This window comes from Aquitalea sp. ASV15, assembly GCF_016429115.1.
GTDB lineage: Bacteria > Pseudomonadota > Gammaproteobacteria > Burkholderiales > Chromobacteriaceae > Aquitalea > Aquitalea magnusonii.
Genome location: NZ_JAELTZ010000043.1, coordinates 22133 through 34107, shown reverse-complemented (window position 1 = coordinate 34107; position 11975 = coordinate 22133). Strand labels below are relative to the sequence as shown.

The 11975-nt window shown below is 60.7% G+C and carries 8 protein-coding genes and 1 rRNA gene; 3 read left to right on the top strand and 6 right to left on the bottom strand.

Annotated elements, in window-relative coordinates:
* The 6 genes from JHD64_RS16475 to JHD64_RS16450 all read right to left on the bottom strand — a co-directional run.
* Positions 1-114: ribosomal RNA gene (locus JHD64_RS16475) — 16S ribosomal RNA — on the bottom strand; the annotation flags it as partial.
* Between the two features lie 485 nt (positions 115-599).
* Positions 600-2915 (bottom strand): Tex family protein, encoded by a 2316-nt coding sequence (locus tag JHD64_RS16470; RefSeq protein ID WP_199054250.1) that lies wholly within the window; start codon positions 2913-2915, stop codon positions 600-602.
* A 59-nt stretch (positions 2916-2974) separates the two neighbouring features.
* Positions 2975-3331, bottom strand: coding sequence for an STAS/SEC14 domain-containing protein (locus JHD64_RS16465; protein WP_059286786.1), 357 nt, complete (start codon positions 3329-3331; stop codon positions 2975-2977).
* Between the two features lie 142 nt (positions 3332-3473).
* Positions 3474-4343: a DMT family transporter gene (locus JHD64_RS16460; protein ID WP_233170546.1), complete on the bottom strand. Its 870-nt coding sequence runs from the start codon at positions 4341-4343 to the stop codon at positions 3474-3476.
* Between the two features lie 39 nt (positions 4344-4382).
* Positions 4383-4964, bottom strand: a complete 582-nt coding sequence (locus JHD64_RS16455) for a hypothetical protein (protein WP_370540967.1) — start codon at positions 4962-4964, stop codon at positions 4383-4385.
* A 13-nt stretch (positions 4965-4977) separates the two neighbouring features.
* Entirely contained in the window at positions 4978-6087 is a 1110-nt protein-coding gene (locus tag JHD64_RS16450; protein WP_059286787.1) for an aromatic ring-hydroxylating dioxygenase subunit alpha, read from the bottom strand.
* A 691-nt stretch (positions 6088-6778) separates the two neighbouring features.
* Between JHD64_RS16450 and JHD64_RS16445 the strand changes: the two genes are divergently transcribed.
* The 3 genes from JHD64_RS16445 (at position 6779) to JHD64_RS22335 (ending at position 11863) form a co-directional block, all read left to right on the top strand.
* Entirely contained in the window at positions 6779-7972 is a 1194-nt protein-coding gene (locus tag JHD64_RS16445) for an acetate/propionate family kinase (protein ID WP_199054248.1), read from the top strand.
* A gap of 26 nt (positions 7973-7998) precedes the next feature.
* The gene (gene pta, locus JHD64_RS16440; protein ID WP_199054246.1) at positions 7999-10080 is read left to right on the top strand and encodes a phosphate acetyltransferase; all 2082 of its coding nucleotides are present in this window, start codon (positions 7999-8001) and stop codon (positions 10078-10080) included.
* 307 nt (positions 10081-10387) lie between these two features.
* Positions 10388-11863 (top strand): methyl-accepting chemotaxis protein, encoded by a 1476-nt coding sequence (locus JHD64_RS22335; RefSeq protein WP_199054245.1) that lies wholly within the window; start codon positions 10388-10390, stop codon positions 11861-11863.
* The last annotated feature ends 112 nt before the right edge of the window (positions 11864-11975 follow it).

Here is an 11975-nt window from a genome sequence, read left to right as displayed (position 1 = left end):
TTACTCACCCGTTCGCCACTCGTCAGCGGAGCAAGCTCCCTGTTACCGTTCGACTTGCATGTGTAAAGCATGCCGCCAGCGTTCAATCTGAGCCAGGATCAAACTCTTCAGTTCAATCTCATAGCAACTTCTGGCACGCAAGATCAAAGAATAAACAAGTACTTCTTGGACTGTTTACTTTCTCTCTCGCAGTGCAAGTGCGGCTTTCGCCAAGCACTCACACCTATCGGTTATTCTGTTTTTTTAAAGAGCGGTGCAGGTCGCTGCGTTTCGTTTCCGTCGCTGCGTTGTCTGCTGAGGAGGCGAACTATACCTCCCTGCCCCACCCTCGTCAACACTTTGTGCGAAGAAATCTGCACATTCCAGCAAAATCCCGGCCCGCTGCGCGCTAAGTCACTGAACAGCAATGCTTTATGAAATACGGGTTTCATGACTGTTTTGCTGCGGACGCACAGTGGATGGCATACCGGTGCTCACCTGGGTACTGAAAAAGGTGGCTGGCGGGCGCAAAAGTTGGTCTCGACGCTGGCTCAGGCAGCAAAAAGCCCGGCGGGGCCGGGCTTGTTAGCTTCTATATATGATAGGTGATTGACGTGCACTCAACGCTGCTTCAGCTTGGCAAATGCCGCAGCCATCGCCGACTCACCCGCAGGCTGCTGCGCGCGCGAAGGTGACTGGCGGCCACGTTGATCGCCAGCACGACCGGCTTCCGGGCGCGCACCGCGACTGGCCGTGCCGACCTCATCGCTCAGGCGCATGGTAAGGGCGATGCGCTTGCGCGCCACGTCCACTTCCAGCACCTTGACCTTGACCACGTCACCGGCCTTCACCACCTTGCGCGGGTCGTCGATGAATTTGCTGGACAGTGCGGAGATGTGCACCAGGCCATCCTGATGTACGCCGATATCAACAAAGGCACCAAAGTTGGCGACATTGGTGACCACACCTTCCAACACCATGCCGGGTTGCAGATGCTTGATATCCTCGACACCGTCCTGAAAGGTGGCGGTCTTGAACTCCGGTCGCGGGTCGCGTCCCGGCTTGTCCAGTTCCTTCAGGATGTCCATGACGGTGGGCAGGCCGAAACGCTCATCCGTGTAGTCCGTTGCCTTGACTGATTTGAGCGTCACCGAATCCCCCAGCAGGGACTTCACTTCGCGCCCCAGCCTGGCGACGATTTTTTCTACCACCGGGTAGGCTTCTGGGTGCACCGAGGAGGCATCCAGCGGATTGTCGCCGCCGCTGATACGCAGGAAGCCAGCTGCCTGCTCGAAGGTCTTTTCACCCAGTCGCGGGACTTTCAACAGCTGCTTGCGGTTTTTGAAGGCGCCATTCTGATCACGATAGGCCACGATATTGGCTGCCAGCGTACTATTCAGCCCGGAGATGCGGGTCAGCAGCGGGACAGAGGCGGTATTCACATCCACCCCGACGGCATTCACGCAATCTTCCACCACCGCATCCAGTGCGCGCGCCAATTGGCTTTGGTTGACGTCGTGCTGATACTGGCCCACGCCGATGGATTTCGGGTCGATCTTCACCAGTTCGGCCAGCGGGTCTTGCAGGCGGCGGGCAATGGAGACGGCACCGCGCAGGCTGACGTCCATGTCCGGGAATTCCTTGGCTGCTAGCTCCGAAGCGGAATATACCGATGCGCCTGCCTCGGACACCACGATTTTGGTCATGCCCAATTGCGGGTAGGCCTTGATCAGGTCTTGTGCCAGCTTGTCGGTTTCGCGGCTGGCCGTGCCATTGCCAATGGCAACCAGGTCGACATGGTGACGGGCACACAGTGCACCCAGAATGGCGATGGATTTGTCCCATTCACGGCGTGGCTCGTGCGGGTAGATGGCGGTGGTGTCCAGCACCTTGCCGGTACCATCCACCACAGCTACTTTCACGCCGGTACGCAAGCCCGGATCCAGCCCCAGCGTGGCACGTTGCCCGGCCGGCGCCGCCAGCAACAGATCGTGCAGATTGTCGGCGAACACCTTGATGGCTTCGCCATCGGCGGCGTCCTTCAGCCGGCCCATCAGTTCCAGCTCCAGCGACAGGAAAATCTTGGCGCGCCAGCACAGGCGCACACCATCCAGCAGCCATTTGTCGGCGGCACGGCCCTTGTCCTGCACGCCAAAGCGCTGCCCGATCAGTAATTCATAGCTGGAACGCTCGGTAATCGGCGTTTCGTCCGGCTGGTATTTGAGCGCAATGCTGAGCACGCCCTCATTGCGACCGCGCAGCAGCGCCAGCGCACGATGCGAGGGGGTGGAGCGCAGCGGCTCGCGATGGTCGAAGTAGTCGGCAAACTTGGCGCCCTCCTGCTCCTTGCCTGCCACTACGCTGGCGGCCAGTTCGGCCTCGTTCCACAGCTTTTCACGCAGGCGTCCCAGCAGCTCGCCATCTTCGGCAAATTGTTCAATCAGAATGGCACGCGCACCATCCAGTGCGGCCTTGGCATCGCCGACTCCTGCCTCGACATTGAGATAAGTGAGTGCCAGTGCTTCCGGGGATTGCGCAGGGTCGGCCAGCAGACTGTCGGCCAATGGCTGCAAGCCGGCTTCGCGGGCGATTTGCGCCTTGGTGCGGCGTTTGGGCTTGTAGGGAAGATACAGGTCTTCCAGCGCGGTCTTGTTGTCGGCAGCGTAGAGCGCAGCCGTCAGCTCGGGGGTGAGCTTGTCCTGCTCGCGGATGCTGGCGAGGATGCTGTCGCGGCGATCATCCAGCTCGCGCAGATAGACCAGTCGCTCGGCCAGGGTGCGCAGCTGGGTATCATCCAGCCCGCCGGTGACTTCCTTGCGGTAACGGGCAATAAAAGGAACGGTGGCACCACCGTCGATCAGTTCGATAGTGGCCGCCACCTGGTTTTCGCGAACGGCAAGTTCAGTGGCCAGACGACTGGCAATGCTTTTCAACATCGGTTTTTATTCTTTCTTGCTGAACAAAAACCGCTACTGTACCGGCATTCGCCCCAAAATCAAGCGGCAACCGGCCTGGCCAGCCAGGCCTGCGCCTCTTCCACGGTATCGAAGTATTCGAGATGGTTGTGCGACAGCAAGCCGGCAATATGCGCAGCCAGTTTGATCCATACATCGCTCACCACCAGCGCAATGCGGCCGAAGTCTTTTTCATGTGCACGCACAAACTTCACTTCTTCCACTGCCATGTCCAGGGTGAAATCGATCAGCTCGGTCAGATCCAGCAGCACATCCGGCTTGCCTTGCTCCGCCACGCGCTTGACCAAGGCATCCTCGAACAGCTTGAAATCCGCCAGCGAGAATTCATTGAACAGCGCCACATCCAGACCATAATCCTGTTCGCGGATAGAAATCATGCTGCATCTCCTAAAGTGTGAGTCCTGCCTGTTATTGTTGATGCCACGCCAATAGCCGCAGCGCGATCATGATTGTATTCTAGCCCCGCGCGGTCAAGATTCTGCTGACAACCATCAAGCTTGCGCATGATTTCGGCATGCATCAGCGTACGGCCGCCAGCAAGCCGGCCCCCACGATCATGCCCATGCCCATCAGTGCGTCCGGCCCCAGCGCATCCCCCCACAGCAATACGCCTAACAAGGCAGAGAACACCACGGTAAGGTAGGCGAAACTGGCCACCAGGTATTTGCGGCCTTCCTTGTAAGCCATGGTCATCGCCAGCTGCCCCAGCATGCCGCACACTCCTACGCCCAGCAGCGCCGTCACATTATCCGGACGAATCGGTGAGAATCCAGGCCCCAGGACCAGCCAGACGGCACCAAACAGGCTGGCAATGGCAAAAAACCAGAACACCACGCGCCAGGATGGTTCGCCCATCTGCCCCAGTTCGCGCACCTGAAACACCGCAAAACCGGCACTGACGCCAGAGAGCAAGCCGATGACGCCGGCCAGCCACTGCTCCGAGCTGAAGGTGGGCCGCAGCAACAGCACGATGCCAAGAAAACCCAGCCCCAGTGCCAGTGCAGCCGGGCGCGACAAGCGGTCCTTGAGCTTGACCACGCAGATCAGCGAGAAAAACAGCGAGGAGGTGTAGTTGAGGGTCACCGCCGTGGATAGCGGCAGATGAGTCAGCGCGTAAAACAGCGCCGACATCGACAGATAACCGACAAAGCTGCGCTTGATATGGCCCAGCCAATGCGGGGTGGTCAAGGACAAGCCGCGCAGGCGGATGCCGAAACCAAGAATGAGCGTGCCGATCAGCGTGCGCCAGAATAGCAGTTCGATGGAGTTGAAATGCTGGGCACCAGCCTTGACGAATACTCCCATCAAGGCAAAAAAGACGGCGGCAATCACCATCCAGCCGGCACCCAGCTGGCCGCGCCGCAGCCGCAGCAACAGTTCAGCCGGCATCAGCAGCTCCGGCGGCAGATTGGACAAGATGGCAGGACATCATGGTTTGTGCAGGGAAGTGGCCGACAGGCAGATTGTTTCCAGCTGCCGGCGGTAGGTTTTGAATTCGGATGCATTGGCAGCACAGCGGGCCACCAACAGGCGCTTGCCTGGCGTCGGCAGAAACACCTGCAGATTGTGCCGCACAATCCACAAGCGGCCAGAGACAAAGCTGCCCTCGCGGTATTCGGTGACCAGCCGGCCGCTATGCGGGTTCAGCCGGGTATAGATAGCCGCTTCGCGGTCCGCCTCGGCCTGACGGAAGCGGCGCTGCAGCCGCTCGGGCGCATCCGCCTTGCCGGCCTTGCGCTCTTGCAGGGTCACTTCGATGGCGGCGCGTTCGCGCTGATCCGCCTTCGGCGGCACCACCTTGATCACGCGCACGCCCTCCTGCACCACGCTGCGGACTTTCCAGCCGGCAGGCAGAGTGAAGCTGATCTTGCTGGCCGGATCGACAAAAGCGGCCGCCAGCAATGGGCCGGCCAGCAGGCTCAGCCCGGAGAAGAGAATGTATTTTTGCCAGTGCATTGTCATCAAGACAAAGAAAAAGGCGCGGAAACCCGCGCCTTTGCCATTCTGCACTGAAATACCCGGCTTAGCCAGCCATGGCATCGCCCATCATGCGGCGGTAGAACTCGTGGAAGTGTTGCATGCCTTCCTCGGTGGGGTATTGGTACGGCCCCACTTCGCTCTCGCCACGCAGCCACAGCGCCCGACGGCCCTGGTGCATGCGATAGCAGATTTCGTCGTCTTCCTTGGCGGTTTCGAAGTAAGCGGCCTGCTCGGCTTCGACGAATTCCGGTTCGAAATACACCACATCTTCCGGGTAGTAGAACTCGGTGATGACGGTACACTTTTCCGGACCGCGCGGGATGACCACGCTGACCACCAGCACATGCGGGTACCACTCCACCATGATGTTGGGGTAGTAGGTCAGCCAGATGGCACCAAACTCCGGTTGCTGGTCGGCAAAGCGGCGGCGCACTTCCTCGTGCCACTTGCCGTAGACGCGCGAGCCGGAGCGGGCCAGCTGGTTTTTCACACCAACCGTCTGCACATGGTATTGCGCGCCCCACTCCCATTTCAGTTCCGCGCAATCAACAAAATTGCCCAGGCCCGGATGGAAGGGATCGACGTGGTAATCCTCGGAATAGACTTCAATAAAGGTTTTCCAGTTGAAGTCGTATTCGGTGGTTTGCGTCGAATGGAAAGCGAACTCGGAGAAATCCAGATGCTTGGCCACACCCAGCTGCGCCAGATCGGCAGCAATGTCGCGGCCGGCATCAAACAGCAGGCCGTTCCAGCGTGTCAGCTGCGTCTGATTCAGATTGAGACAGGGTGTTTGCGGGAAATGCGGCGCGCCCAGCAGCTTGCCTTCGGCGTCGTAAGTCCAGCCATGCAGATTGCACACCATGTGATTGCCATTGCCGCGCCCCTGATAGATCAGGGCCTGACGGTGCCGGCAGACGTTGGAAATCAGCTTGATTTCACCGCCCACATTCTTGAGCATCTTGCCATGGCCCAGCCAGTCGAGCGTGTGATAGTCCCCGTCATTGGGCACCATCAGCTCATGGCCGTAATACAGCGGAGCATTGGCAAACAGTTGTTTTTGCTCCAGCTCGTAGTGAGCGGGATCAAAATAAGTATAGATAGGCAGCTGAGCAGCAGACGCCTGTAGCATCTGCGAAGAAGCCAGATCAGACATTATTCCCACACCTCCGTGGTAGAAGATATAAGACCAGCCGAATCTCGCTAAACGAGTTTACGGAACCATCAAAACAATGAATTAAAACAAAGGCCAAGCCTGTGCTTTGCGAGGGCGGGATTATGCCCCGCCCCGCGAGGGGGGGCAAGCAATTTTTGCCACGGAAAAGCGGGGGCAGACTGAAACATTGCCGCTACAAAATGGCATTTTGCAAAATTCAGGACATTTTCATCCAGCGCTGCCATAGGAATCATTGCTTTAGCTCAAATTGTGCGAAGCAACATTAGCAGCTGATGATCGATATGCTATACTGCGCGGGCGAATCCACCGCCACTTGTGACAGGCGCGCCAGGCCAGCGCGCAAGGCCAAGCTGGCAAGCACCACGCCGGTCCGCGCTGCAATATGGCCACCTGCACAGCCTGACACGCCACCAAGGCTTGTCACTACAGCAATGCAGGCGATTGCTGCGCTGCGCAAGCGAGGAAAACCCCGCATTGCCGCCAGCGTGGCAGCAGCGGATAATCGCCGCCCGGTTAACACCGACCAAAGGAAAGAGAAGAGGAGCCCGTCAACTGCTCCGCACCGTCATCTTGCTGCCACAGTCATAATCCTAATATGGCCGACATGCCGGCTGGCGACAGTTATTTTCCCAACGGACCCCTTTTTAGCCATTTACTACTTCCAGCGCCTATGAAATCAAGCATTCTCGTTATCAACTGCGGCAGTTCCTCGCTGAAATTTGCCCTGATCGACACCGCCAGCAAACAAGCCATCCTGACTGGCCTCGCCGAAAAACTGGGCCTGGAACAAGGCCAGATCAGCTTCAAGCATGCCGGCCAGAAAGATAGCCAGCCGCTGAGCGAAGCCAACCACGCCGCCGCCATGCACGCCATCATCGAACGTCTGCGCGTGCTGGACTTGCTGGACAGCGTCAAGGCGGTAGGCCATCGCGTGGTGCATGGTGGCGAGCACTTCAAGGCTTCCGCAGTCATCGACGACACCGTCATCGCCGAAATCGAGAAATGCGCCAAACTGGCCCCGCTGCATAACCCGGCGCATCTGCTGGGCATCCGCACCGCCATGCAGCAATTCCCCGGCCTGACTCAGGTTGCGGTATTCGACACCGCCTTCCATCAGAGCATGCCGCAGCAGGCTTATCTGTATGCCGTGCCCATGCAGCTGTACCGCGAGCATGGCGTGCGTCGCTATGGCTTCCACGGCACCAGCTACCGTTTTGTCACCGGCGAAGCCGCCAGCCTGCTGGGCAAGCCGCTGGAAGACACCGCCTTTGTCTGCGCCCACCTGGGCAATGGCGCCTCTGCCGCCGCCATCAAGGGTGGCAAGAGCGTGGACACCACCATGGGCCTGACCCCGCTGGAAGGCCTGGTGATGGGTACCCGCTCCGGCGACATCGATCCGGGCATCTTTGGCTATCTGGCCTCCGAGCTGGGCCTGGATGTCAACGGCGTGACCGATCTGCTGAACAAGAAGTCCGGCCTGCTGGGCCTGTCCGAACAATCCAGCGACTGCCGTGAACTGGAAGACGCCGCCATGGCCGGCAAGCCGGAAGCCATCCTGGCACTGGACATCTTCAGCTACCGCCTGGCCAAGCATATTGCCGCGCTGACCGTGGCCCTGGGCCGGCTGGATGGCGTGCTGTTCACCGGTGGCATTGGCGAAAACTCGTCCTATCTGCGCGCCCGCGTCATCAAGCAGCTGGGTTTCCTGGGCCTCAAGCTGGACGAAGCCGCCAACGAACAATGCGTTCGCGGCAAGGCTGGCCGCATCACCACCGCCGACTCCGTGCCGGCCCTGGTGATCAATACCGACGAAGAACTGATGATTGCCCTCGACACCGCCCGGCTGGCCGGCCTGTCGGTCTGAGGCTGCGCTAAGAAAAGAGTCCAAGCATGCATACTTTTTTTCTGGCCCCGACCGGCTTTGATGCCGGGCTGACCTCGGTGGCACTGGGCATGATTCGCGCGCTGGAGCAATCCGGCCTGCGCGTGGGGTTTGTCAAACCCATTGCCCAGGGCGCCGACAGCAGCTCGCCGGAACGCTCCACCCACTTTGCCCGCGCCATCTGCCACCTGAATCCGCCGGAGCCGCTGCCGATGGAGCGGGTGGAACACCTGCTGGCGCAGGGCGAAATCGACCAATTGATGGAAGAAGTGGTGTCGCTCTACCAGCAGGCATCGCACAATGTCGACCTGATGATTGTGGAGGGCCTGGTCCCCGACCAGAAGCAGGTGTTCTCCACCTTCCTCAATACCAAGATCGCCCGTAACCTGCAGGCGCAAACCATTCTGGTCACCGCTGCCGACAAGCTGGCCAGCCACGAAATCGCCGAGCAGCTGGAACTGAGCCTGCAGGCTTTCGGCGCCCAGCCCGGCCATGTCGCCGGCTACATCCTGAACCGCCTGCCCAAGGAACAAAAAGCCCAGCAGCTGGCGATGGAAATCCTGGAAGCGGGCAACCTGCTGCAGAAAAACCGCCTGACCATGATAGGCGCCATTCCCAGCGAACCGGAGCTGCTGGCCCCGCGCACACTGGACGTGGCCCATTATCTGCAGGCGCGCGTGCTGCACGCCGGCCAGATCAGCCGCCGCCGCGTGCGCAGCATGGCGGTAACCGCCCGTACCGTGCCCAATGTGGTGCATCTGCTGAAACCCGGCGCGCTGATCGTCACCGCCGGTGATCGCGAAGACATCGTGCTGGGCACCTCCATGGCCGCCATGAACGGCGTGCCGCTGGCCGGCCTGCTGCTGACCTGCGACTCGCTGCCCGACCCGCGCATCCAGCAACTGTGCCACCAGGCCTTCACCAGCGGCCTGCCGGTGATGACCACCACCCACAACACCTTTGAAACCGCCAGCTTCCTCAGCAATATGAGTCGCCAGGTACCGGCGGACGATCTGGAACGGATGGAGCGGGTGATCGACTTCGTGGCCGAGCATCTGGACGCCGACAAGCTCAAGCGCAATGTCGGCGCGCCGCGCGAGCACCGCATGCCGCCGCCGGCCTTCCGCTATCAGCTGATGGAAAAGGCCCGCCGCGCCGGCAAGCGCATCGTGTTGCCGGAAGGCAATGAGCCGCGCACCGTCAAGGCCGCCGCCATCTGTCAGGAAAAGGGCATTGCCCATTGCGTGCTGATTGGCAATCGCGCCGAGATCGAACAGATCGCCGAAGCCCAGGGCGTCACCCTGCCCGCTTCGATTGAAATCCTCGATCCCAATGAAGTGCGCGGCAACTACATCCAGCCCATGGTGGAACTGCGCAAGGGCAAGGGCCTGAACGCACCGATGGCCGAGCAACAGCTGGAAGACAATGTGGTACTGGGCACCATGATGCTGGCCCTGGGCGAAGTGGACGGCCTGGTCTCCGGCGCGGTACACACCACCGCCAACACCATCCGCCCTGCCCTGCAGCTGATCAAGACCGCCCCGGAAGCCAAGCTGGTTTCCAGCGTGTTCTTCATGCTGATGCCGGAACAGGTGCTGGTCTACGGCGACTGTGCGGTCAACCCGGACCCGACCGCGGAAGACCTGGCCGACATCGCCATCCAGTCCGCCGACTCCGCCGCCGCCTTTGGCATTCCGCCGCGCGTCGCGATGATTTCCTACTCCACCGGCAGCTCCGGCAGTGGCTCGGACGTGGAAAAAGTCCGCGAAGCCACCCGCATCGCCAAGGAAAAGCGCCCGGACCTGGAAATCGACGGCCCGATGCAATACGACGCCGCCAGCGTAGAGTCGGTCGGCCGCCAGAAAGCCCCGGACAGCACCGTGGCCGGCCGCGCCACCGTGTTTGTGTTCCCGGACCTCAACACCGGCAACACCACCTACAAGGCGGTACAGCGCTCGGCAGGCGTGGTCAGCGTCGGCCCCATGCTGCAGGGCCTGCGCAAGCCGGTCAACGATCTGTCGCGTGGCGCCCTGGTGGATGACATCGTCTACACTATCGCCCTGACCGCCATTCAGGCGGACAAGCGCTAAGACCACTCCGGCAGCATCAGCCACCACAACAGCCCGCCCTCCCCGGCGGGCTTTTTTGCGTCCTGCGCCATTGCCGCAACAAGCGGCAATGATCTCAACCGCCTGTTTCAAAACGACTTTTCAAGGCGAATCAAGCCAATTCCTTCTGCCAGCAGCCACAACAGGACATCAAACTAGCGGCATTCCAGACCGGATATTGCCGCATTCAAACGGATGTTTTACATTATGACTCGCACTGTTTTTAAAAACAGGCAAATAAAACAAAAGAATACTTACAAATCAAGCTCTACGAGGGAGGGCTCACCACATGGCTGCCACCACCATTACCGATTGGTTTATTCCGGAAGACATCCGCCAATCACCCGAACTGGCCATCCCGGCCCGCACCACCGTCGGCGTCGGCCTGCTGGCCGGCGGCATCGCGCCCTTGTTTTCCGTCGAGTATTTCATGCTGGGCCACAGCGCCATGGGCACGGGCATTGCGCTGGGCGGACTGGGCCTGCTACTGGGCACCCTGCTGCTCAGGCTGACGGGGGCCGTACGCTTTTGTGCCGAATTCATCACCAGCTGCATGTTCGTCATGGTGTGCTGGATGGTGTATGTCAACGGCGGCATCATGTCCACCAGCGTGGTGTGGTTTGCCTCCATCCCGTTTACCGCCATCTTTGTCTCCACCCGCCGTTCGGGCTGGACCTGGATGGCCCTGACCATTCTGGCCATCGCCGTGTTTTACCTGCTGTCCAGCGACCCCGGCGCGCTGCCGGCCGTGCCCATCGCCCGCGAGGAGATTCCCAAACTGCAGGCCAAGTCGCTGATCGGCCTGACCATTGTGGTGCTGACGCTGGCCATGGCCTTTGACAAGGCCAAGGTAAAAAGCCTGGAACGGCTAGAGCGGGCGCGGGCCGAATCCGAGCACGCCAGCCGTGCCATGCGCGAGATGATGGAACAGGTGGCGCGTTCGATTCAGGCCGCCTCCAGCGCCAGCCGCGACATTGCCGACAGCACCGGGCTGATGGCGCAGACCATGGCCGAGCAGCGCAGCCGCGCCGAAGACATGATGGCGGTGGCACAGCAGATGGCAGTGGTCACCGGCCAGAACGCCGCCCAATCCAGCAGCGCCACCCGGCTGGCCGCCACTGCCGGCCAGGCCGCCAATAGTGGTGGCGAGGTAATGGACCAGGCCGTTCGCCAGCTGGGTCGGGCCGGCGAAGTGATTTCGCACGCGGCCAGCAAGCTGGAAGACCTGGGCCAGCGCAGCGCCGAAGTCAATGGCATTGTGCAGCTGATCCGTGACATTGCCGACCAGACCAATCTGCTGGCGCTTAATGCCGCCATCGAAGCCGCCCGTGCCGGTGAAATGGGCCGTGGCTTCGCCGTGGTGGCGGATGAGGTACGCAAGCTGGCCGAACGCACCCAGAACGCCACGCTGGATATCGGCAACAAGATCAAGCTGATCGTGGATGGCACCAATCAGGCCATCGTCGCCATGCGCGACGGCAACGACCAGATGCAGGCAGGCCGCAACAATGCGCTGGAAGCCCAGCAGAACCTGCAGGGCATCATCCAGGAAACCCGCCAGCTGGCCGGCCTGCTCGAACAGGTGGCGCAGGCAGAAAACAGCCAGAATCACGGCTTTGCCCAATTTGCCGGCGACATTACCGCCGTGGGCGAATCCACTCGCTCGCTATCCACCGAAACCCGCTCCATCGCCGACGCCATCAAGCGGCTGGACCAGCTGCTGGACGAGCTGGGCCGCTCCTCGCAGGCCCAGTACGCCGGCTAGCCGCCAGCGAACGCCATCCCGCCCAGACCGCCAACTGGCGGTCTTTTGCTTTCAGTCGCCAGCCCGGCCTCTGTTATACTGGCTGCCTTCTGTAAACCAGTGCTCTTTGCCC

Bases quoted from the DNA above. Each gene is read 5' to 3' on its own strand.
- JHD64_RS22335 (WP_199054245.1), top strand. From the start codon at position 10,388: ATGGCTGCCACCACCATTACCGATTGGTTTATTCCGGAAGACATCCGC.
- JHD64_RS16460 (WP_233170546.1), bottom strand. From the start codon at position 4,343: ATGCCGGCTGAACTGTTGCTGCGGCTGCGGCGCGGCCAGCTGGGTGCC.
- JHD64_RS16470 (WP_199054250.1), bottom strand. From the start codon at position 2,915: ATGTTGAAAAGCATTGCCAGTCGTCTGGCCACTGAACTTGCCGTTCGC.
- JHD64_RS16445 (WP_199054248.1), top strand. From the start codon at position 6,779: ATGAAATCAAGCATTCTCGTTATCAACTGCGGCAGTTCCTCGCTGAAA.
- pta (WP_199054246.1), top strand. From the start codon at position 7,999: ATGCATACTTTTTTTCTGGCCCCGACCGGCTTTGATGCCGGGCTGACC.
- JHD64_RS16450 (WP_059286787.1), bottom strand. From the start codon at position 6,087: ATGTCTGATCTGGCTTCTTCGCAGATGCTACAGGCGTCTGCTGCTCAG.
- JHD64_RS16465 (WP_059286786.1), bottom strand. From the start codon at position 3,331: ATGATTTCTATCCGCGAACAGGATTATGGTCTGGATGTGGCGCTGTTC.